General features: G+C 47.3%; 14 protein-coding genes. 6 read left to right on the top strand and 8 right to left on the bottom strand.

Annotated elements, in window-relative coordinates:
* Nucleotides 1-7: 7 nt before the first annotated feature.
* The 4 genes from L1285_RS09480 to L1285_RS09465 all read right to left on the bottom strand — a co-directional run bounded on the left by L1285_RS09480 (nucleotide 8) and on the right by L1285_RS09465 (nucleotide 4,728).
* Nucleotides 8-1,342 (bottom strand): ABC transporter permease, encoded by a 1,335-nt coding sequence (locus L1285_RS09480; protein ID WP_235412139.1) that lies wholly within the window; start codon nucleotides 1,340-1,342, stop codon nucleotides 8-10.
* A gap of 141 nt (nucleotides 1,343-1,483) precedes the next feature.
* Nucleotides 1,484-2,689, bottom strand: coding sequence for an ABC transporter permease (locus L1285_RS09475; protein WP_235412138.1), 1,206 nt, complete (start codon nucleotides 2,687-2,689; stop codon nucleotides 1,484-1,486).
* A gap of 9 nt (nucleotides 2,690-2,698) precedes the next feature.
* On the bottom strand, nucleotides 2,699-4,030 hold the full coding sequence (locus tag L1285_RS09470; RefSeq protein ID WP_235412137.1) for an ABC transporter permease: 1,332 nt from the start codon (nucleotides 4,028-4,030) through the stop codon (nucleotides 2,699-2,701).
* An 8-nt stretch (nucleotides 4,031-4,038) separates the two neighbouring features.
* Nucleotides 4,039-4,728, bottom strand: a complete 690-nt coding sequence (locus L1285_RS09465) for an ABC transporter ATP-binding protein (protein WP_046003532.1) — start codon at nucleotides 4,726-4,728, stop codon at nucleotides 4,039-4,041.
* A gap of 381 nt (nucleotides 4,729-5,109) precedes the next feature.
* On the opposite strand from L1285_RS09465, the gene L1285_RS09460 reads away from it, so the two are divergent.
* The 5 genes from L1285_RS09460 to L1285_RS09445 all read left to right on the top strand — a co-directional run bounded on the left by L1285_RS09460 (nucleotide 5,110) and on the right by L1285_RS09445 (nucleotide 9,886).
* Entirely contained in the window at nucleotides 5,110-5,604 is a 495-nt protein-coding gene (locus tag L1285_RS09460) for a DUF1993 family protein (RefSeq protein WP_235412136.1), read from the top strand.
* A gap of 207 nt (nucleotides 5,605-5,811) precedes the next feature.
* Nucleotides 5,812-7,251 (top strand): hypothetical protein, encoded by a 1,440-nt coding sequence (locus tag L1285_RS09455; protein ID WP_235412135.1) that lies wholly within the window; start codon nucleotides 5,812-5,814, stop codon nucleotides 7,249-7,251.
* Between the two features lies 1 nt (nucleotide 7,252).
* Nucleotides 7,253-7,387, top strand: coding sequence for a hypothetical protein (locus L1285_RS23590; RefSeq protein ID WP_268836011.1), 135 nt, complete (start codon nucleotides 7,253-7,255; stop codon nucleotides 7,385-7,387).
* 46 nt (nucleotides 7,388-7,433) lie between these two features.
* The gene (locus tag L1285_RS09450) at nucleotides 7,434-7,709 is read left to right on the top strand and encodes a hypothetical protein (RefSeq protein WP_235412134.1); all 276 of its coding nucleotides are present in this window, start codon (nucleotides 7,434-7,436) and stop codon (nucleotides 7,707-7,709) included.
* A 50-nt stretch (nucleotides 7,710-7,759) separates the two neighbouring features.
* Nucleotides 7,760-9,886 carry a carboxypeptidase-like regulatory domain-containing protein gene (locus L1285_RS09445; protein WP_235412133.1) on the top strand — a complete coding sequence of 709 codons (2,127 nt, stop codon included), beginning with the start codon at nucleotides 7,760-7,762 and terminating at the stop codon, nucleotides 9,884-9,886.
* 175 nt (nucleotides 9,887-10,061) lie between these two features.
* On the opposite strand, the gene L1285_RS09440 is transcribed toward L1285_RS09445, so the two are convergent.
* The gene (locus tag L1285_RS09440; protein ID WP_235412132.1) at nucleotides 10,062-14,699 is read right to left on the bottom strand and encodes a PKD domain-containing protein; all 4,638 of its coding nucleotides are present in this window, start codon (nucleotides 14,697-14,699) and stop codon (nucleotides 10,062-10,064) included.
* A gap of 160 nt (nucleotides 14,700-14,859) precedes the next feature.
* A complete protein-coding gene (locus L1285_RS23860; protein WP_235412131.1) occupies nucleotides 14,860-15,645 on the bottom strand; it encodes an AraC family transcriptional regulator in 786 nt (261 codons plus the stop codon).
* A gap of 149 nt (nucleotides 15,646-15,794) precedes the next feature.
* Here L1285_RS23860 and L1285_RS09430 point away from each other — a divergent pair, with 149 nt between their 5' ends.
* On the top strand, nucleotides 15,795-16,559 hold the full coding sequence (locus L1285_RS09430; RefSeq protein ID WP_235412130.1) for an HAD-IIB family hydrolase: 765 nt from the start codon (nucleotides 15,795-15,797) through the stop codon (nucleotides 16,557-16,559).
* A 72-nt stretch (nucleotides 16,560-16,631) separates the two neighbouring features.
* Here L1285_RS09430 and L1285_RS09425 read toward each other — a convergent pair whose 3' ends face one another.
* Both L1285_RS09425 and L1285_RS09420 read right to left on the bottom strand, forming a co-directional pair.
* On the bottom strand, nucleotides 16,632-23,390 hold the full coding sequence (locus tag L1285_RS09425; protein ID WP_235412129.1) for a calcium-binding protein: 6,759 nt from the start codon (nucleotides 23,388-23,390) through the stop codon (nucleotides 16,632-16,634).
* Between the two features lie 32 nt (nucleotides 23,391-23,422).
* Nucleotides 23,423-24,472: a hypothetical protein gene (locus L1285_RS09420; RefSeq protein ID WP_235412128.1), complete on the bottom strand. Its 1,050-nt coding sequence runs from the start codon at nucleotides 24,470-24,472 to the stop codon at nucleotides 23,423-23,425.
* Nucleotides 24,473-24,526: the final 54 nt, after the last annotated feature.

The raw sequence follows: 24,526 nt of genomic DNA, 5'->3' as shown, positions 1-24,526 counted from the left end.
GCGACTCCTATTGGCTTTTTAGCTGAGCTGAGGGTTGGATCTGCGTCGCCCGATAAATAGGCCATAACCCAAATAAGGTGCTGCTAAACACCGCCAGCACCACAGTCAGCACAGCCAGCGCGGTGGTCATTTGCATTAAACCTTCGGGTAAATGCGCAAAAGTATCGGCGGTTAAGCGCAATCCCAGCTGAGCTAATGTCAGCCCTAAAATACCACCCAAAGTACCTATCAGCACCGTCTCGCAGCCAAACTGTACGGCAATATGCTGTTTGCTGGCACCAACCGCTCTGCGTAAACCCACTTCGGCACCTTTACCATAAAACTTAATCAACATCAGGCCCATACAGTTAAGCAGGCAGGCAATCAAGAAGGCAAACGCCAGCCACACCGCGATCCGATCATCGTCCTCGATTACGTGGTCTTCGATAAGCGATTCATTGATATCAAAAAGCTCGCTTGGCTTTTCCCGGACAAAGCGCCCACCTTTTTTTTGTTCCTGGGCGTATGCGTTGATATAGTCGGTATAATCATCGCGCTGCGTCGCATGTTCCAGCTCTACCCAGTAACGGATCCAGACACACTCTGAAGCCAGGAAGCTTTCCAATGAGCCATCATCCAGAGCGGTCCAGCATCGCCAGCTCATTTCCCCTTTTGACAGCAAGTTGTTGTTGACCTGAAACTGAAAAGGCGTAAACAAAGGATACGGCAAATTATGCGCACGATTTGGCCCCTGAAAAACCTGCGGGAGTGGTGCCCAGCTATCAATAACCCCGACAACCCTCACCAGGTGCGGACCAACAAAGATATGCTGACCAACGGAGTTTGCACCGCCAAACAGGCGGTCGTTAGTTTGCTTGTCCAGTATCACCAGCGCGGCACCTTTGTTATCTTCGCTATCGGACCATGGGGAGCCAAACAGAAAAGGCACATCGAAGATTTCAAAGAAGTCGTTGTTGACGGAGTTAAAGCGCAGCATTTTGGCTTCTTTTTCGGTCTGCTCTTCGCTGCGAACCATGCTTTTATACATGACCACCGCGCTCTGATGCAGGCCTTTGCCGTCCTCCAGCAAGTTCATGGTGTCCATGTAAGTCATCATCGGGGGGAGCATTTCTTCCCCTCTGGACAACTGATAGGCCTTGTCCGGGCTCCAGCTGCTCAGGCGCACAGAGAAAACCCGATCACTTTTTTCCGGTAAGGGGTCTTTAGCCATCATAATGCTAACAGTCGAGGTGATCATGGTGGCCGCGATCCCCATGGCAATCGTGCCAATCATCAAAATACTCAGTAGCGGCGTCTTTTTAAGACTGATCCAGGCGAGTTTAAAGTAGTAACCAATCAACATTTCCAACTCCTTCGGACAGCGCATTTCGGGTTAGAAAGAGGTACAAACAAGTGTGGTCGATTTAAAATTAAACGCATACTTATTCCTTTATTGTTTTAATATATGTCCTTTAGGCTGGGGTCACCTCATGTGACCCCAGTGTTATACGCTGCGTGTTGCCAGCGCAGGTGAAACGCGTGCCGCCTGCCAGGCAGGCTGAATTACTGCACATTGACCGGCCAGAAGGATGGCCACTGCCCCCACCAATAGATAATCTGCTGGAACCGGTACAAGTCCAAAGTAGCTCACCAGCTGAGTATTCACCAGTACGGCACAGACCATACCGAACACCACGCCAACCAGAGTCACTATCAGATTCTCCAGCAGATAGTAGCGCAATATCTGTAGCTGGTTGGCACCCAGCGCGCGTCGGGTACCGATTTGCTTGCGGCGCTTGAGAATAGCAAAGCGAGCCTGACCAAATATGGCCAGCATAGTCAGGATCAACAAGCCAATCAGAACCAGCTGCAGCGTTTGCAACTCGGCGACATCGGCCCGGTAACTTTCCTCCCGAGTCTGGCTAAAAGGCTTCAGCTTATCGATTTGTCTGCCCGGCGTCATCAGCAACGCCTCTTTCACGTCGAGCATGGCCTTATCCAGCGTGCCAGGCTGCGCTTTTACCATCAGACCCACTTTATCCTTAATTTCAAACACCGGAGACAATACCGCGTGATCAAACAATCTCCAGAAGCTCCAGACCGCTTTAAGGTTATCCACCACCCCAATCACTTGCTGAGGAGCTCCCTGAACATACAGCGTCTTGCCCAGCACATCACGCCAGTTATCCGGGTGCAGTGTCTGAGCGAGTGCTTTGGAAACTAAAATCTTGCCGCCTGATTTGGCGCCGAAAAACGAATGTGTTACATCGCTTTTCTCAAACCATTGTCCGGCAATTAGCTTGAGGTCCAGCGTATCCTTGCTATCGTAGTTACTGCCATAATATCCGCTACTGGTGAGTTTATCTTCATCAGCAGGACCGTAACCTATATCGACTGAGCGACCATAACCACTCAGCGGCACGGACGTGACAGGGATAGCGTTCTCAACACTGTCCAGGTTTTTTATATCGCGGAGCACTTGTTCAAATTCAGCAACCCGGGCTTCTCCCGTTTCCTGTAAATTAATAAACAGAGAAAACACCTGAGTTTCATTCAGGCCACTGGGCGCCGTTACCTTTTCGTGTTTTTGCATCACCATATAGACGGCATTAACGAAAATGGTGAAGGTCAGGGCAATCTGCAAGATCAACAGCAGCGGGGACGCCTTACTGTGCCAAAGCGATTTAAGAATGACTGAAAAATCCTTCATGACGTCCTCCTACAGGCTCTTTAACTGGCTGGATGGCTGGATCCGGGTGGCACGATAAATCGGCCACAGACCAAACAGCACACTCGCCACGACAGAAAGCACCAAGGTCATCAGCATGATCCGCAGGTCCATTTGCATAATGCTGTCATTCAGATAGGTGAAGATTTGCTGAATTAACTGCAAGCCAAGCTGTGCGAATAGCAACCCCAGCACACCACCCAGAATACCTATCAACAATGCCTCACACAAAAACTGCCAACCGATATCCTGGCGACTTGCACCAACAGCCCGTCGCAGGCCAATTTCACTGCCCTTGCCGTAAAACTTGGTCATCATCAGACTCATGCAATTGAGTAAACACGCCAATAAAAAGGCAAATGCCAGCCACACGGCCATGTCATTTTCGTTGCTCAGCACGTCAGCCCAGCGCAGGTATTCATCAATGGTAAATAAGCGGCTCAGATTCTCTCTGGCAAAGCGACCCGCCGACTTTTGTTCATCGACATACGCATTGATGAAATCCATGTAGTCCGCTCTGTCTTGTGCCGACTCCAGCTCAACCCAGTAAAACAGCCAGATACAATCCGATGTGATGAAGTCACTAAAGGCAACATCCTCAATATCCTGCCAGCACGCCCAGGTGACGTCGCTGCGGGAGAAGATCTCCTGGCTTATCTGGTATTGTAATGGCACAAACAGGTCATGAGGATCATGGTATGCCTGTGACGACAAATAATAAAATCTTGGAATGGGAAACCAGTCGTCCATGACACCGACAATTTGCAACAAGGACTCACCCAACACAATGTGGCGCCCTACCGAGTTTACCCCGTCAAACAATTCGTCGTTTAGTGCTTTGGTGATCACCACAACCTGATTGCCCGCACTATCATCCTGTTCGGACCAGCCACTACCGTACAAAAAAGGCACATCGAACATCGCAAAGAAGTCATTATGTGTGGTGCGTACCATCCGCATCTGTGCATCACGACGGTCTTGCTGCTCTGCCCGGCTCATGCTTTTAAACAAACCAATGGCGGTCTCTTGCTTTGCTTTAGCGGCCGTTTTGAGGTTTTGGGCATCCCGGTAAGAGATCATTTCAGGGATCTCTTCTCGTCCATCGACTACTTTGTATGGTTGTTGCGGACCCCAGGAGCTTAGCTGGACAGTAAAAATACGATCACTTTTGGCGGGCAACGGATCTTTGGTCATCATATAGCTTACGGTGTACGTCACCATCGCAGCCGCAATGCCTAAAGCAATCGTACCCACCATCAACACACTCAGCAATGGCGTTTTACGCAAGCTGAGCCATGCCAGCTTAAAATAGTAACTTAACATAGCTGTTCCTAAGCAATCGCCTGCGCTTGGGCACAACGCTCACTTAGCACACCATCTTTGATCTCAATGATCCTTTGCGCCTGGCTGGCCTGCTCCGTATCATGCGTTACCATCAAAATACTGGTTCCTTTAGCATTGATATCTTTGAGCAAAGACATAATGCCGTCTGCCATTTTTGAGTCCAGGTTACCAGTTGGTTCATCCGCCAGCAAAAATGCCGGGCTACCTGCCAGCGCGCGCGCGATAGCAACACGTTGCTGCTGTCCACCAGAAAGCTGTTGAGGGTAATGATCTTTACGACTTGCCAGGCCAACCTGCTGCAAGGCATCCATAACGCGCTGTTTACGCTCTGCCGCACTAAAGCTGCGATAGCGTAATGGCATTTCCACATTATCAAATAAGTTAAGTTCAGGGATCAGATTAAACCCTTGAAAAATAAACCCGATTTTTTCGTTTCGTAAGCGCGATTTTTGCTTGTCTGACAGTCCGGTGACATCATTGCCATCGAGCAGGTACTGACCTTCACAATACTCTTCCAGCAAACCGGCAATATTAAGAAAGGTCGTTTTGCCCGAGCCAGACGGACCAATGACAGCAACGAATTCGCCCTGCTGCACTTCCAGGTCAAATGGTTGTAGCGCTTGAGTTTTTACCGTATCCGTGTAATAAGCCTTCGCCAGTTTTGACATTTTAAGCATAAAATTTCCTTATGAATTGTCTTTCATTTTGTAGCTCGCAAGCCTGTGTACTTCGATTTATGGCTCACTCTTTGAGAAAGAGCTTGCCCCAAGGCAACACGCTGGCGGCTTGGCGGGCTTATGTCTAAAATAAAACCCGTAAACGATTTACCAGCGGACTCCAGAAGGTACACAAAAAACCATTTAAAGTCACGTTTTTTAAACGTTCCGTTAAACTAATGATGATTCAGTTTTTATCTACTACATTTGTTGTAGGTGATTGAAAATAATGATTAAGCGTCGCTTAGTATAGAGCAGTTTGTTAATAGCAATTGCGCGTCGTGATCCGCTCACCGTGCAGTGAACTTTACGTGCATTTTGATTTTTCTTAACGGGGGAAAAATGAGCCAGATTATTGAGCCATTCATACACTATCTAAACCAAATGCAAACTCTGATGCAGCGCGACGATATTAGTGAAGATTTACTAAAACAGCGACTCAGTCCGGATATGTTTCCTTTGCATCAACAAGTCTCAACGGCTGCGGCTTTGTCGCTACGTTGCTGCTGCCCGTTATTTAATAAAGAGGTCAAGAGCTTTAAACGCCCAACCATCAGCCTCGCCGACTTGCAGCAAGAGCTGGACGACACCATAGAGTATCTGGAGCAGTTAGAAAACGATCCCTTTGAATCGATGCCTTCAAGCATCACTTTTGTTGCGGGCTTTGCCAACCACACTCTGGAACCTGAGCAGTACTTTCAGTTTTATGCCTGGCCCAACTTTTTATTCCACTTCTCAATGGCATACGCAATACTGCGCACAGCTGGCATCCCCCTGGGCAAAGGCGACTTTGATGGCTTTCATCGCTACCCCGCCGGGTTTTCATTTCCTTCCTGAATAGGCCAGGCGGGCCAACTCTGAGGGACAAAAATGCCCCTTTGTACCCCAGAGTTGGCTATGTTGCTATGACACTGTTCACGTGAACAGCACACCTGCAAGCTCCCGGGTAACCCCTGTTAAACCGAGCGTTCCTTAACCTTGCTAAAGTTATGAGCTTATTTGCCGATATATGTGCAACTTTAAGTAACAAGGACAAGGTTATTTATGAAGCTACACTTTCACACTTACCCCAATCAGACAGAGCACCTCTCAAACCGGCAAACACGCAGTACTCAGGAAGTACTGACGACAGAGCACGCAGCGATTGCCGACTCAGGCACATCTATCACAGACGAGCACTTAAAAGCACTGCTACCGGAAACCCCGAACCGCCCAGCCTCGCCTTTCACTTACCCAAGACCCAGTGCAGAACGTTCTGACTATGTCGGTTTTAAGCGCTTTCATATCGTCAGCCAGCAAAGTGCAGACACGCAGCATGGTCAGCTGAGTAAAGAGTATGCTTATGGCGATTTGAGCAACACAGAGGATATCAATGCCTTTCTCGCCCAACTTGATCGTCTGTCACCCGAGCAAAGAAATAAACTTGAGCACATTAAGCCCAGCAAATCTCTGCTGTCCATCGCTGAACGGCTAGACGATGAAGCGCTGTCTCAACTGGCAGATATATTAATAGAGGCTGGCAGCACCCCTGTTTTTTCTGAACAAAGACGAAACCAGGTCCCTGACCAACTCGTCGACGCACTCGCCGCTTTGTCTGACGACGCGCTGGGAGACACCATTGCAACCCTTACCAGTCTGCGCGAGCAAGGTGCCAGCTATCGGGCCCCAGAGTCACCGGTTAGCCTTGATGAGCATGGTCAGGAACACCTGCTAATGGCCTCATATGACCGCGAGAAGTTCTGGAAACATAAGTTCAGCCAACCCGCACAAAAGGTTGAGCTGCTGCACGCCTTCAGTGATTTACTGATCAGTGGTAAATTTAAAGGCGAAGACCTCAGTACACTGAATACCCATCTGCAACAAAGTACCTTTGAGCAAAGCCGCGGCATACTGGATATGGCCACAGTCATTAAACCTTTTGAGAAGCGCAGCATGCTCGAGATGCTGGATGAAGCTGACAAAGACAGTGAACCGAATATTTTTGCTTACCTGAGCCAGCAAGTCGACCTGTCTGCCCACCGTCAGTACTACCAGAGCGAGAACAACGATATGGTGGTACAACAGGATCTGCCGCCGAGTGACTCTGATCGTGGCCGCCTCTATTCTGATATTTTGACCGCTTATGATGAATATGGACTCGGGTGGATCAATGATGCACTGGAACATGTGGCAGATACACCGCCACAAGTACAACGGCAAATCTGGAGTCAGCTGCTGGATGATGCAGCGCAATTTGAAGATCAGTTTATCCGTTCAGATGCCTTGGAGAGTTGGGCAAACCAGGCAATCATGCCAATTATGCATGCATTTCATGATCAACAGATTGAGCGTATTCGCGAATTCAATAGTGAACGTGAAGTGCCTGATTACCTGGGTAACCTCACTTACTTTGGCAGTATGCACCAGGCAACTTTCTCTGCCAATGATACAACACACTCCACACAGAGCAGCGCCGACAACAATCGCCTCACTGATGAAGAATAAAATGAGCGCATGGAATGCAAGCGGCTCAGTTGACGTCGCGTTCGCAGAGACCATTATACTGGACGACAAAGACGTTGCGATCAATGCACCAGGCACCAAAAGCTTTACCTATGACTTTGTTGCAGCTTACCAGTAACATAGCCTCCATCCCTTAAAGGCCTGGCCCATGACGGGCCTTTACCATGCAGTATCTATTCGTTTTACTTCTTTTATTATCGCTTCACAGCACGTACACTTCAGCCCGGGAAGTGGGCGATATTGCCGACTTTGTATTTGCTGATCTGTACGTCGACCAGCAGAACTTTCCCGAAGGGGCTGAGTTACTCACACACGACTACGAACATTACTTTTTATCCCAGGATAACCTCAATGCTCTGCTGTCAGTAACCTCACCATTGATCTGGCAGATAAGCGTTTACATGGTGCAATCTGGGGTGAACAGGTCGAGATTAAATTAGAAGAAGATCAATGGGTAACGCTCGAAGAAGAATCCCATATCCGGCTTGATGTGCTGTTGGCACTTGGCATCGAATCAGAGTTTAATCCGCGTACTCAGGTGCTGGTTTTTGATACCCAAGAGAGGCACCCCAGCTCACAGGAAAAAAGCGCGAAGCGCGCCAATCAGCTTGTGTTAAACGACCAGTATCAATGGTATACAGCGCCTTTTATCGACGTGCAGCTGTCTGCATCAGACAGTAAACACAACTCCAGTGCCTCAGCCTATGTAGCAGTCAACCAGGACTTGGCACACCATCAGGCCCAAGTGATAATAACAGACTCAAATAACGACAAACGCAACGGGCGCTTCCAGCTTTCCCGCAGTCTGGGAGAGCTGAGTGAATATCAGTTTGGCGACTTGCAGGGTATCACAGGCGCATTGCTGCAAACCGGCGGAGGCGGGCTGGGCGTGCAATATGGCGCGACGCACAGCAGTGCTAGTAAACCGCTCATCATCCAGGGCTATGCAGAACCCGGCAGCGACGTCGAACTTTATCGCAATGATGTACTATTTGATCTGATAAGAGTCAAAGGCAATGGTCAGTATCGTTTCAGGCCGATCCAGATTTTTAATTCGAACCACAGCTACCACTTAATGATCCAGTCGCCAGACGGAAAACGCCTTCGCCGGACTGTGATGCATCAGGCACAATCGGGCTATGAACCCGGGCAGTGGTATACCAACCTGGCTGCCTACACAACCAAAGAGTCAATATTAAAAAAAAGCCGCTTTAACCCACAGGAAAAATACCTCAATCCACAATTGAACTATGTCGTCAGTACCCGCGACGAAATTAACCTGGGCGGAGAGTGGCTGGAAAACACCCGCCATAAAGACGCCTTATGGTATCTTGGCTGGAAGCGTTCTGGTGAACCCACTGATGCCAAATGGAACCTCAAAGCGGGCGGGCGTGATCAGCTATTTTATGATCTGAAATGGCTGACCCCACTGAGTACGACACAAGCTTTAAGCCTCGCATCTCAGCGCGGGTATGGTCAGTTTGGCAAGGAAAACATCAATACGCTCAATTATGAACATACACTCAATAGCTGGCAGCTCAGCTCAACTTTAGGTCTCAGCCAGATAAATCAATCTCGTTATAAATCTGTAGATGGCTATCTCAGCTATCAGGCCGACTCCGGCAGTATAAGCACAAATTTCAGCCAAATTAGAGGCGACGACGCACATGAGCAACAATATGCCATGATTGGCAGCCTGTTTGGCAACTGGGGCAGAGCCAGGTTTAACTGGAACAAATCAACAGGCTTGTTTGAACAACATTCGCTGGCGCTGAGTTATGCCAATCAGTTCGACGGTTATTACGGCTCTTTGCAGCTACGTCGCTCCTTCACCCTCCACCGAAATACAACATCCTTCACGTTATCAAAAACTTTCGATGCGGTGGCGGTCAATGCCAGTGCCACCTACCACGAAAGTAATGGCTGGCAATTTGGCTTATCTTGTTCATTTTCATTTTACGGACCAAGACCGCTTAGTACCCTTAGCAGCCAAAGTGGTCGGCTGAGCAGCTCTGTAAAACTACGCGCTTTTTACGACCGCAATAATAATCAGCGCGTTGATGAACAAGACCAGTATTTACCTGGTATTGCTGTGATGATGAACGGCAGTAAGGTTGACACTTTAACTCAACCACAAGCCCAAACATTGCTTCACCTGCTTGCAAACCGCCCAGTAACATTGGAGCTAGAGCACAACGAACCCGACGCCTTATACTTACAGCCACAGTTTGGACTCATAGAAGCCGATCTGCACCCAGGTTCTCAGCCCATCATTGACGTGCCGTTTCATCTTCAATTCGAAGCAGAGGGTATGATCTCCTTGCTTAAAGATTCCGGAGCGCTTGCGGATCTCAGTGGCCGGGTTGCACTGCAACTCACCCGGGAAACCAGTGGTGAACAAACCACCATCTACACAGAACCCGATGGTTTTTTCTTTTTTGACAAATTAAAGCAGGGAAAATACCGCCTTGAAGTTTCCCCACACTATCTGGCACAAAAAGCGCTCTGCTGTGACCCTTGCCAGCTGAGCTTTACGCTGGATGAGCACAGTGAACAGCTGGTGATACTGGACGATTTAACACTGTATCCAACTCCCTCTGGACACCCTAAAAGTTAGCGTTTGCGCCCGCTAAACCGGCGCGAGCAGGCGCCGGCCGGGTGTCATATCCATTTATGCAGTAAAAAAACTGGCTAGAAATAGGCTGCACTGGTAAACCCGCGCAGCCAATACCAACTCACGCTACAGTGAGCAAAACAACCACGACACCATAACACTTGCCAGCGTCTTAACCCTAATTGATCACACTTGTTGCTGATTGTCTGACAACAAATCCTGCAGAGTCGATCGCTTGAACTTGAAATTCAATAAACCGCTCATGGCCCGATTCAGCTTTTACGGTGCCAGACAAGCTAAACACTTTGCTTTCGCCGGGAGCAAGCTCCATGGCCCCCCAGGAGATAAACTCATTGCTGTTACACACAGAGTCAGGACAGTCAACTCCGTCTATATCCCGCTCACTCATCTCTACTAGCTCTTCAGGGAAAATTGCAAACAGCTCATTGATATTGCGCTTAAAATCAGAGTGATTAGTAATTGTAATCTGGAAATCAATAGGGCTATTAACCGCAACCGTCTCGGGAACATTAAGCATCAAACTCATTGGTCGTTCCTCGTCCACGCGCAGGTTGAGCTCATTTATTTGCAACATATCCGCATTGCTCCACACTCGCGTTTTAAATTTATGCAAGTGCCCAGCTTGAGCTGAGTCGACACGTAATATGATGCTATGTTGGCTGCTCCTTGCTGGTAACAATTCGTCGTAGTGCCAGCTCACCGACCCTTCTTCTATATCGGCATTCCCTGTTGCACTCACCACAGTAAACCCTTCTGGTACTTGAGCATCAACAACCACAGCAGTCAGGGTTTCAGCATCGCTTGGTAAAATAGTGTTAACAGCAATACTCACCAGCTCACCGGGTAGTACTGGGTCTTTATTAGCCACTACAACCAATTCCGGATGACTTTTCCCAACGACCAGAGCCTCAGTGTCAAATACCGAATTAAACTGCAATGTTTGAGAGGGATCGCCCTGTTCTAATTCAGCCCGTAAAGGTATCACCACGCCTTCGTTAAGTTCCGCCTTCACCTTAGCCCTAAAACTGACTGTTTTGACTTCATGGGCGCTTAGGGCATTGAAGGACCATATGAGGAATTCGCCGTCGAAGTTACAGTCTCCTGAACAGCTACCACCATAAGAGATATAATCGGAAGCCAGATTTTCAAAGTAGTGAGAGAATCGAACCAATAGGTTAACTAGCTTTCGTTCATAGTCGGAATTATTTGCAATGGAGAGCTTCACGTCGACCCATTCGCCGGGCCGCACATAATGTGTACTGGTAGCCAAATCAAGTTCAACTGGTAGCGCGCGCTCTAACACTGGCACAACACTCGATTGAACTATTACTGGATTTACTTGCTGATTTGCATATAGTCTTGCTTCACCAAAAATAGACCGTTTAGTGTCATGCTCTGAAGCAATATGCAGTGTTTTCCTGATCATTGCTCCAGGCTCTAAACGACCAATACTCCAAGAAACCAAACCATTTTCATATGTACCGTCACTTTCAACATAGCTTGCACCAGCTGGGATCTCAAATTCTAGGTAGACATTTTCCGCAACCTGAGATGTGCCAAGATACGTAATCAATATTTCGTAACGCACAGTGTCGCCCACAGTAACCGTATGTGTAGATGGTATCATGTCCATCACTATCAACTTCTCATCCAAACCTGTCAGGCCGGCTTCTGCGCTAGCAAGCACCTGTGCGCTGCCCTCTAGTTCTAATTCCCCCACTAACTTATGCACTTGGGCATCTCGCCATATTTTAATTGGCACATTCGCGCTAAATACCCGGGACTGACCAGGATCTAACGTGCCAACTGTCCAGGATATGAATTCACCATCATGATTGCAATCTCCACCACAGTTTCCGGAATTACTGATATATTCATCGTAGATAGTATCTGACCAGATGGGCTTTCTAAGATAGATATCAGCACCGGTAATCGCTTCATTAGTGTTGTTCATCACCATGGCTTCTAGATATGCAAACTCGTTGTCAACGACAAAGCTGTCGGATAACGTCAGCGCAAACTCATATTTTTTATCCTCTATAACCTGGGCTACGGCTTTAGCTTGCGCCAAAGTAGAATTGTCTTGTTCATCTGAAAGGAATGCTTCTAGTGGCAGTAAATGAGACACATCACGCACTTCATTACTGACCTGGAAAACCAGACGCATCATGCCCACATCGCCCGGCTTTATTCGACCTACGGTCCACTTGACAGACTGACCATCCTCCACCACTTCTTTATCGGCGCTTAACAATGACAATCCCTCGGGCAGTAAAACTTCGACTTGTCCGTTCTCTATTGGCGTAGAGTTTGACTGATATGCAAACTGCAAATCATATACTGCTTTTGAACCGGGCAAAACTTCAGGAGATCGCTGCACAAGCACCATACTCGTTGCATCATTGTCACTGACTACTACCAATTCGGTTTTAGTTGCTTTGATCCCTTCACCATTGGTGGCTTCTAAATTCAGCTGCTGGACACCAGCCAACTGAAATGTGGGCGTAAGGGTCACATATGTTGAGGAGTTGGGAGCCAAATCACCCAAAGCCCAGCTGATCTCTCCACCATCGGAACAACCACAGGAGCCGCCATCACTGACATAGTCTCTGCTCAACCGCTCAAAAAAAGCCGGGTAAGGTAACTTTAACTCAACATTGTTTATTACGGCGCTCGTTTGATTCGCTACGTAAATCTGCAAAAGGTTTTGTTGACCCAGAATCGGAGCTTCAGCAAAAGCGGCTTCAATGATTAATGGGCCTCCTTGTACTTTTGTTTGAGCAACATTTAGCTCAATCACTTTAGGCACAGCATTATAGCCATCGCTCAATGTCAGTAGCAGCTGGTACTTTGTGTTTGGTGATGCAGAGGTAGGAATACTAACATTTAAAGTCGGCTCATAAGTTTCTGATATATTTAGCTGACCGCTGATATCTTGCCAAACATAGCTAAGTTGATCCCCATCTGGATCAGAAGAGCCCAGTGCAGATATTGTCACTGTTTCTCCCGCAACCGGCGTCTCGTTGCTAATATCAAGTACTATGGTCGGCGCCTGATTTTCACTTCCCCCGGAACTATCGACAACATGGACTTCCACAGTATCTATATCGGAGTTTTCCCAGTTACCATCATCCGAAACTTGCAATACAAAAATCAGGGTTTGTGGCGTACGTATATCCGCAGGAATGGTGAAGTAAGGTTCAGCCTTATCTTTGTCATGCAACTCTGTGGTGGCCTGGTTTTGTGAATGTGCACTCCACCTATAACTTAGAGGTAAATTCGATGTCGTGCTAGATTTAGTGCCATTTAGATAAACGTCTTTACCAGGCTCTGAATACAGGTTTTCACCCGCTTCTGCGCTCACCTCAGTACCACCATCAGTAAACTCAGCCGGAGTGGTCACAGAGACGCTTCTTGATTCAGGCGATGCACCTAAATAATTGCTATACTGGACTTTGTAGTGGTATTCAGTATTCTTTTTTAAGGCCGAGTCAACATAGTGGCCTTTAATGAAACTCTCTTTTGATGAGTCATAGCTGATTGACTTGATTTGTACATAGTCACCGATATCCGCCTCTTTTCGCATTACTTCAAACGTTACAGCATCGTTATCTACCGGTTGTGTCCAGGCTATTTTTACTCGACCATCTTGCATTGGAGTTGCACTAACCGTGACAGGCACCGATGGCGCGTCAGTTGGAACACGCACTCGCTGCATATGTTCAGACACAAATTTTTCTTCGCGATCAGCTACAATGGCTTCGACTTTAAACCACCACTCCTGACCTGGTTGAAAGTCAGCAGAACTGATAACGGCAAAAGGCTGGTTAACCTCCTGCTCATATACAATGGCATTCTCAACTGAAAAGTCCTGACTTTGACTGTAATATACTTTGTAGGTTAATCCGGAATAATTGGACTCCCAATTAAGCCGAATGGTTGGTCCACTGTCTGTGTAAGCAAACACATTGAATGGTTTTGGATCTTTTGGTTGATAGGTATGAAACAGATAAGCCACAGCAACGTCTTGCTTAGACGTCAGCTCGATGAAAGAGTCACTGCTGCTGGAATCAGTAATGGCCATATTTGAACTAGATTGCGCCAGGAAGTCTGAAATACTGACTTCTAGCGCTTCTATTGAAGTCCCTTGGCAATTGGCAGACTGAGATATTCGCGATTTAATCTTTGCTGTATAAACCCCAGCAACCAGTTTAGTCGCTTCCGGGTGTTCTGATGCAGCCTGATAAAAGACTTCTTTTGGTTCATCCAGCTCTGAATACTTCAAATCGCTATACTCGATATCAATACTCACATGAGCACTCAGATTTTTTTTATCTGTATCGCTCATCTCAAGACCGAGCGGTACCCCTGTAAATGCGGTAAAAAGTTCGTCGCCCAAACTAGTAGAGTTGCTCTTGGTCAGGTCATACGTCAAGCCAGTATCGTTGTAAATTTTGGCACTACTGAGCGTGTGCTCCTCACTTTTAGCATCACGATTTGACGTGACTTTTTTCCCTGCTTTCGTTAGCAAGCTACCAAGTGTATAGTGATTTGGTAAAATTTTCGTATCATAGTAAAACTCCTGCCCGTCGACCTGGGAGCCTGTATGAAGATTCTCAAGAACTGTATTCAACTGCTTTGTAATATCATTTACGTTTTCAGCTGCGCTTAATTCACACACCGCCTCAATCTTATCCTTAACAGCGTTATCGTTATTAGAATCTTCACTTCCTCCCCCACAACCCGCTACTATCATCGCAAATACCGCGATCCCTAAACCTCGAAAGCCACACATAAACACCATTCCCTTTACAAAATAAACAACATTAATGTAACGCTAAACACAAAACATTAAAACACTAAACATTGTAAATTAAAGGCAAAAAGATGAAGTTTTCACTGATTGTCAATAAAGGCTTGAAATGCCGTCGCTCTCCTAACACAGCGCGCTGCTGTTATAGTTTGCGCCAGCGAAACTGACGCCGATAGGCGCGGGGAGTTGTACCTGTGTATGCTTTAAAAAACTGGCTAAAATAGGCTGCGCTGGTAAACCCGCATTGCTGTGCCACCACCCCAATGGGCCGACGCTCCGTTGCCAGTAAGTGCTGGGCACGCTGACAGCGCAGCTGAGCACAATACTGTGAAAACGAACAGCCAAGCTCATGTTGAAACCAACGTTTTAAGGTCGCCGGACTGACATTGATATGCGCTGCACACTCAACCAGGCTAGGCGGCGTGTCAACCCGACTTGCAATCCAGGCCTTTACCCGGGCCAACCGCTCTGAATTACGCGAGTGATCCAGAGCGATACCTTTAGCTGGGCGACCGCGTAGCTCAGCCAGTATCTCACACAGCAAAGTCAGCCGATTAAGCGGGCTTGCCGCGTTAAGTGCCAGGCACTGTTCACGCACCTGCTCTGCGGTATCACGGCTAAAGACCAGCCCGCTTGCAATACTATCAAGCCAGCTCTGTAAGTCTGCCAGCTCAGCAATGGCACAAGCCAGTAATGTCTTTGGCCACAATACCACAATCACTAGCTCGGCACTGTCATAAGGTGGCTGGCTGTCCCAGGTATGAGGCACACCCGGTGCAATCAGGGCAAGGTCAATATCAGCAAACGCATGAATGGTGTTGCCGATAAATCCGCAGCCCTGAGCGCCTATAGTCAGGATCAGTTCAAAGCAATCATGCTGATGCCACTCGAACAGGACCTTCTGTTTTTCAATGTACTTAACTTGCACAGATTGATTCAGTGCAAAGCGGATGGGGGCGGGTTTTCCTGTATTAATGGTCAACTTGAGCCGATAATTATAAAAAATGAGCCGATAGCCAAAATACTAACTGGTGAATTTGGCAAAGTAAATGCTCTGTTTTGTACCCGGAAGTTATAATGAATTTTGTTTTTGATTTAGATGGCACGACCGTATTCCATGCCCAGCGCATGCATGATGACATCAAAGATGGCCTGCTGGCATTGCAAAGTAATGGTGGTAAGTTGTACTTTGCCACCGCACGACCTCTGAGAGATACCTTACCTGTCTTGCCTGAGTGCTTCTGGCATCACCCTATCATTGGCTGCAACGGCGCTATGTTCAGCGAGCACAAAGCGGTAGTCAGTGCCCATAGTTTCGAGCCAAAGCAAATCACCACTTTGCTTACTTGGCTGGACAATCACGAAATTGCCTATTTATTTGACGGCCACTGGCAGTATGCCATCTCAAACAAGCCTCATCATTTTCATCAGCATGTGGCCGAACTGGGCATTCCGCCGGGAAGCAATGAACTGCTAAGGCATGAGCCCATAGTGAAGTTACTGGTTTTAGAGGATGAGCATCACGAACAGGTCAAACAAGTATGTGAACAAACACTCAGCAGTTTTGAAGTCTATCATCACAACGGCCATCATTGCTTTGATCTGGTGCCCGCTCGCAGCAACAAGCTTACAGCACTGCTGGAGCTTGGTCTGCATATGCAGCAAACCGTGTGTTTTGGTAACGATGTCAATGACATTGCAATGCTGGAAGCCGCCCACCAAGCCTATGTTGTCGGTGAGCAAATTACGCCGAGTTGTGACTATGTTCAGCTGACACAAGAAACCGTGGCAGCGACCCTGATAAACTTGGCAGAAAGCCTGACACATGATAGCCAGCCGTAAGTTTAGTTAAACAAACCACTAAACCACAAAAGGTGAGGAAATTCGCCGCTGCTTACAGCGGCGAATAGAAGGTTAAGGCTGACTTGCAACCAGGACTTTGTCTAACAACACTGAGCTGCCAAGCTCTGCTCCATCATCAGACATATCCGAAGCATAGGCTGCCTGCATTAAGCGCTCAAAACTGCTTTGCACTGCACTTTGCTCACTTACTGTAAACAACCTGCCTGCCACATCCTGAGGGGTTAGCACCACAGAGTCGGCAAACTGAAAGCGCTCCAGTTGATAGGCGTCCTGCGACGTTTCGTCAAAATAGTTAAGAACAGTCACACTGCTTGTCGCAGACAACTCGATGATCAGATCCATATCCGATTGTTTAAACTGGACGTCTCTAGAGCGGGCTGATTCAAATTTCAAAGTCTCTGAGCGGGATGCCGACTCATCAAAGTTGTTGATCATTACATGCCCTGCCTGAGCACCGATCACATAGGTATCGTCACCACCGCCGCCGATAAGGTAGTCATTTCCACCACCAGACATGATCCAGTCGTCTCCTTGCTTACCATCGATCATATCAGCACTTGAGCTGCCCAATAAGGTGTCATTGTTAGCCGCTCCTGCGAAGCGTGACTCAAATTGCGCTTCATCAGGCAAGTTATCGTACTGAACGGAGCGCTGCCTGTTGGGGTTTGCAATGCCAAATGCAGAGAAAATCTGATCCGCAGAAATACTCGAACCATCCGAAAGCTGAATTTGCTCTACCACAAAATCACCGCCAAGGAACCAATTCTTAACCGTTAGCTTGTCACCGCCAGAGCCGATATTCAGCACCAGGTTATCGCCCGATTTTTGCAGACCGCTTGCTACATCTGAAAAGCTAACCCCCTGTAGCTCGATCACATCATCGCCACCATGGGTATTATCAATCACATCATGACCATCACCAGCTCGGAATAAGTAACGGTCATGGCCTCGACCCCCTATCAAAACATCATTGCCTTTGCCACCCGACAGCGTGTCATTGCCGGACAATCCATCAATGGTCTCATCGCTGTCTGTACCGTTTAGTGTGTCGCTGCCCGCAGTGCCGTGACTGATAGCGGCGGGAGGCGCTTCGGGGTCCGGTAATGGCAAACCAAAGGCACCATAAATTTGCTGCGCATTGAACATGCCCCCGGTTTCAAACTGGAATATTTCGACCATGTTGTGACCACTGGCAAAAAAGCCTTCTATTGTCAGGGTGTTCTCATTACTGCCGTTAATTCTTAGTACAAGATCATCCCCGGAACGGGAAAGACCGGACGCAACATCCGAAAACGTAATGCCATTTCTGAAGATCACACTGTCAACACCATGACTGTCACGAATAACATCTTTGCCGCTGTCATAGAGGTAATAGTCATCATCACGGCCACCCAATAAGATGTCATCACCAGCACCGCCTGCCAGATCATCCGAGCCTGCGCCGCCACTCAAGACATCATCGCCATTGCTGCCAGTCAGGATATCCGAAGTACCACCGAGGTTTTCCACTGAAGCTGTGCTGTCTGAGCCATTACTGTCACCGCCACCAGTTGGATCTCCAGTACCCGGGTCGACAACGACATTTTGCTCTATCTCACTACTGCTAAGCAATGTGCCATCTGCAAACTGTAACGCGTTGATTTTGTAATGCTCTGAACCCATAAACCAGTTTTTAACGGTTATAGTGTCGGCTTCACCTGCGATTTCAATCACCAGATCTTTGTTCACTTGACGGAATACAAGATCTTCTTTTCGGATCCCCTCACCAAAGCGGATCACATCATGCGAGGCTTCAGATTGTGGGCTGGGCATGCGAGGGTCCCACTCAGTAATGGTGTCCTGGCCGTCGCCCTTGTTGAAAATGTAAGTATCATTTCCCAGGCTACCGAAGATTTCGTCATTCCCTTTACCACCCTCAAAGGTGCCTGATACCCGATAAAAGTCATGAAAGTAAGCCATTAATTTATCATCACCTTCTCCGCCTACCAGGTGATTACCATCAAAAAAGCCAGCTCTCAGTTCGTCGTTACCGATACCACCATCCAGATAACCATTTCCCTCAATGAGGTCGTTACCTGCACCACCGTATAATTTTGAGTAAACCTGACCGTGAGAAATAATGGTGTCATTGCCACCCAGGCCATGGATCTCAACGGCTGATTGAGATTTCCCATATAGCTGGTCGTCACCTTCGGTGGCCGTATTCATCAACTGGAACAGATCTTCATAGGTCAATTTTTGGCCGTCAGAAAACTCTATTACTTCAATCGCTTTATAACTTTTGCCATCTCCCCAGAAGTACCCATCCAGAAATATCTGGCTGCCATCTTCTTTCGCAATAATGGTCAGGTGATCTTGTTCTCTGACAAATCGCACATCAGCCAGGGTGATCCCATCTTCAAATACAATGCGATCGTTTTGTGAACCGGACTCTTCAATAACGTCCTGTCCCCAGTATTTAGAAAACAGGTAAGTATCTTCGCCTGAGCCGCCCTGTAAAATGTCGTCGTCATATCCACCGTTTAGCCGGTCATTACCGGAACCGCCTATCAGCTTATCCCGGCCCTCTCCTCCCACCAGATAGTCATTATCCTTGCCACCATCCAGCGTATCGTTTTCATAGCCGCCAAACAGCCTGTCAGCTCCCTCTCCTCCATTGAGCGTGTCATTACCTTCTCCACCGTGTAACGTATCGTGGCCTTCGCCACCCTCAACTTGGTCGTTTCCAAGCCCACCTGTCAGGTGGTCATTGCCTTGCATACCATGGATGGTATCGTCCCCTGCTCCGCCGTCTATCTGGTCCGGCTGAGTAAACCCGACAATCACATCATCAGATGCCGTTGATGCTAATATGTTGGCCTTGATCTGTTGATAGGTAATCACTTCACCATTGGCAAAATGAAATTCATCAATATGTGCAGTGATGCGCATAACACCGAATTCAGTCTCAGACGCAAAGAAACTTTCGACCAGCAATGAGTCCTGACCATGTTCAATCAACAAGGAGTCATCAACACGCTTAAACACCATGTCGCTGAACAATATGCCGTAGCCAAATGAAATGACATTGTGTGGATCATAGCGCCAATCAGCATTGATGAGATTGCCATCCTCATCAAGGTAGGTCTCAAAGCTCTCTGATGGTGCGAGTAACTTGTCTTGCCCCCACCCTTGCTCAAAGTAGAAGACATTATCACCCAATGTGTCTTTTAATGTATCGTTACCCGTACCACCCGAGATAAAGTCGTCGCCGCTGCCACCTTCCAGATTGTCATCACCGGCCCCCCCAAACAAGGCATCATCGCCGGAGCCCCCGTTGAGCGTATCATTGCCTTCATCACCAAACAGCTCATCATGACCATGATCACCGTGCAAAATATCCTGGCCAGTGCCACCGTATAAATCGTCATTCCCTGACTTGCCACTAAGCTGATCATCACCTGCATGACCATACAGTATGTCATGCTCATTGTAGTTACCTTCCAGCGTATCGTTCTGCGCGTCGCCATTTACCGTTAACAACTGCTCCTTTACCTCTGAAGCAGTCATCTCAGTGCCATCGTGAAATTCAAATACATCAATTTGCTGGTACTGACTGGTAAGGTAGTCGCGAATGGTAATGGTCTCGCCACTGGGCGAGATTGTCAGTACGACATCCTTATTTTGACGTGAGATATGAACCTGCTCTTTTGTGACACCCGGACCAAACACGATTTTGTCGTGTGCATCTGACTTATATTGCGAGTTATCATTGATGATGATGTCATTGCCATCTCCCAAATCCCACAGGTACACATCATTACCTTCGCCCCCAGTCAGAATATCGTTGCCCTGGCCACCACGCAGTATATCCTCACCGTTATAACCCCTTAACAAGTCATCCCCTGCTTCGCCGTTTAACTCATCGTCCCCAAAGCCTCCATTTAGCGTGTCATTACCAATATCACCGAACAAGATATCATTATCGGCACCGCCAAACAGACCGTCATCCCCCGCACCTCCTGTGATAAGGTCTTCTCCGGCACCACCATATATACGATCATCGTTTTGACCGCCCGACAGATAGTCTTTTTTACTGGTTCCATTTAATATGCTTTGCGATGATGTACGCCTTACAAAACTCAATTCGGCTAACGCTGCACGTTTGGCAGGGTCACGCACAGCAGCGATAATCTCAGCCTGCATGCGAGGATAAAAATGCTCGAAGACTTCTAAGTCCGACTTGCCATTTTCTTGTAACAGAGCAACTTCAGGAAACATTTCTGATTCACTGATCACGCTATCGGTAATGGCCAGCAATTTACCAAAGTCACTGTTTTCCAACTCTGCTCTCTTTTGCGTATCAAGCAATAGAATACGTAGTTCATCTTTAACCAGGTGATATATATCAACCAGCATAGAGTGACCAGGCTCAGAATAATGATTCAGTATATCGATATATCTGAACAGATAGTCGCCATGTATTTTGCCATCTTCTATATCAGTAATAAGCTGGCTCACAGATGCTTCTAATTCCACCGTGTCATCGTCGAGAAAACCAAGATATGGTGCCAGCGTAGAAGTCGATAACATCTGAAAGTAAATACCTTCCAGCGTTTCGTCAAAGAGTGCTTTTCCTTCCCCCTCCAGAAAACCCAGACGCCAAAGTGTGATTTCTTCACCCCAGAGCTTTTCGATAAACTGCACGTAACCAGAATTAATACCTTGTGTTGGAGAGTCGGCGGGAATACCCGTCCACTGCCAAATTATGCTCGCCATCATGTTACGCTGCACAACCGGATCCGATTCTTGTGCAAAGGCGCGCACCATATTTTTTAACTCATCGCCTTCTTCAAGTAACATGGCGTATCGCAGCGACGCCATATTGCCGTAGCCGTCAGCGTCGGGTAACGCCATTATCTCAGCAGGGATTGTCTTGTCTTTACTCTGGTGAATTTCAATAGGAATGGTATTAATCGTATCTCGCTCAAACCATAAGCTCTCCGTTAATCCCTGGCTGCCATCCTCTTTAGTAAAATACCCAGCACCACGATGGTCTACTCCATTGGGGTCCACACCGCTGCCGCGCGCAGTCTGTAATGACAACTCTGTCACATTCAGCTCAGCAAGACTAAATAACTCCCCTTCATCACTGACGCCATCACTGTTTAGATCCTGCCATACTTTTAGCTCGGCAAAACGTTCGTCCTCAGCATTAATGATGTCATCACCATTACTATCAAACTCCGCCAGTGCCTCATAGCCATCTCTTGCAAGTGTACCATCGGCCAGTCGGGTCTCTGTACCAAACAGTTCACCGCCGCCGTTGACTATGCCATCCTGATTTCGATCTAAGAACAAAAAGCCATCGTCAGGTGCCAGCCAACTCACCCTCTCCGCAAAACCGCTATTGTCTAAATCAAAGTGCACGCCATTTTCAAGTGATTTGGTTTCAATGCCATCCCCATCTAAATCCAGTGCCAGCGGATCTTTGTTCACAGGCGGAGGTGGGGGAGGCGGCTTAGGCTTGCGCTTTGGTTTTCGTCTTGGATATGGCGATATTACATTTCCAGAGTCATCATCTCCATTGCCATTACCACTACCCTTACCGGGCTGGTAGGGAACGTAAGGTGTACCATCCGGATGAATCAGCTTACCGGTGATCACATCTCGCAGCACCAACGTCGAATAGTCCACAAATTCACCGGTGTGAGTCTCTATCAGCTCAACGCCGGGAGGACGCAAATTGGTAGAGGCGTCTTTGTATCCTCCTTTAGTGATAGAGCCATCGGTATTAACCCAAAGTTGATCACTGGGGTGAATATCCTGCCCCATATAAATAAGGTAAGGTTCTATTGGAAGGGCAGTACCGATTTTACATTCAAACCCACCGACCGGAAATTCGGCCGCATCCAGATCGGTTTTAAGCTGCTCAACAAGGCCATTAAATTTAGCGAACATGGCTTTTTTACGCTCGTCCGCCAGCAGGCTGTGCTCACCCTTATTATTGACATCGACAACATTATTGAGATAGTCATTAATCTTGCCCTTTTGTTCACTAAGCAAAGCGTATAATTGTTTTTTTTGCGCCAGTGTCATTGATTCCAGCACTTTGAACGCTTCCGCAAAACGGCGCTCCTGCAAACCATATGGCCTGCCGTCGACCTTGCCATCATCGTTGAAGTCCTTGGATCTATTACTGCCAAACAGCACTTCAAAAAAGGCATTATGAATCTCGCCGCTGACAATCGCAGCCGACAGTTTTTTACCTAGCATGGCCTTGGTGCCGCCATTAAAGACCAAAGAGAATACGGTAGTACGCTGCGAGTCACTCAGCCCTTCCCAGTGGGCTTTAGCCTCTGCATGGCTTATTTTCTGGCGGCTCGCCAGGGTGTTAATAATTTGCCTTTCATAATCCTGTATAGCCGTGTCGAAAATAGGCTTCATGGCCTCTTTGGCTGCAGTATCATCACCAAACTCACTAAAACTAAAGGTATCCTTTGCTTTGGCTTTTAGTTCCGGATCCGTGATTTTATCCTTATACTCTTTTAAAATATCGTTGATTTTTTTGGTGTTAGCACTGAGGGTACTTTTGTTCCATTCTGAACGAACAAAGATATCTTTTATTTCTTCGAAGAACATTTCATAATTTGTCGCATCCAAGTTGGCTTCATTATAACCCAGCTTATCCACCACCAACTTTAAAACATCATCATTTTCAAGATTATAACCAATACCAATCGTCGGTATCCCTTTATGATCAAAGTAGATATCTTTCCTAATACCCTCATGCTTTGATATAAAGTCAAAAATATTATTTTCACCAGACAAAACTCACACTCCTTTCGCAATCAAAACAAAAACTAGTAATTATACCAAAAACCACACCACCTTTCTTTTTCCCCCTTACCACTTTCAAATCTAAAGTAATCCATTTCGACATACTCCTTCCCTCCCCAGTTTTTATAATTTCTATTTGTCACCATACTATTCCGTTCAAAAGAAAGCAGTTTACCTTCAAATAGAACCAAGGCATTCTCCTGCCAATATTCAGCAAGCTTCAAAACACCTTTCGAATCAAGGTTATAAAAAATATCTAAATATCCATTTCTTTCATTTTTTCTCACAATATCTTTGTCACTTAACTCCTGCCAATATACCTTCTTTTCGCGAATTTCCATGTCGGCATCAAGCGGGTCGCAAAGAAAGCTAGGTCTCGAGTACTTAACTACCTTCTCCATCTTCCCATCTTTATCCAGATCAACTTCGGCTATTTCCAGCTTTAAATACCCACTTTGATATTTTTTTAGCTGCGCCTGCCAGTTGGTTTGCTCTTTATAGTTACGTTGCGCTATTTGCTTATCCAGCTGCTTAAGCAACTCCCCCGTAACCGGTTTAAAGGGTAGAGTCTTGAATCCTGAACCGCTCAGGTCGGGGAGTTTGCAACCCCGGAACTCTTCTCTGGGCGTGCGGTTAAGCACCTTGAGGTAAGCCTGACATTCTTTATCTCCCCAGCCGTAGGTCGTCAGCCTGAAGTTCGGCAGCGGCGTGTCCTGACCGTTGATCTGGGCTATACGAGCCTGATAGGCTTGGGTAAAGCAGTCGTTCGTCTTGCATTGTGCCAGCACGGATTTATCCCACTGTCGCTGCTCAGCCCAAAAGTCTTCTTTGGCAGCCATACAATCCCAATCATCTTCACGACGCAGAATCTCAGCCTCCTGACATAACCAGGCACGCTGGTTATGAAACGCCACATTCAGTGCTTCATTGGCCGCCTTTAAAGATGCCGACTGGCACACCCGTTTATCCAGCTCAGACGCCGGCTCTTTACAATCCGCGCCTACCGCCCAAACGGAAGGGGATATAATCAGTAAGCACAGGCTGAGCCTGCTCAAAAATAACTCTTTGTTCATTGCTATCCTTAAATAGTTTAATCAAATTAGTCTTTAAAAAACCTTTAGCAATAT

Source organism: Pseudoalteromonas sp. DL2-H2.2, assembly GCF_021532535.1.
GTDB classification, from domain to species: Bacteria; Pseudomonadota; Gammaproteobacteria; order Enterobacterales; family Alteromonadaceae; genus Pseudoalteromonas; species Pseudoalteromonas rubra_A.
This window is presented reverse-complemented; position numbering and strand designations above follow the sequence as displayed.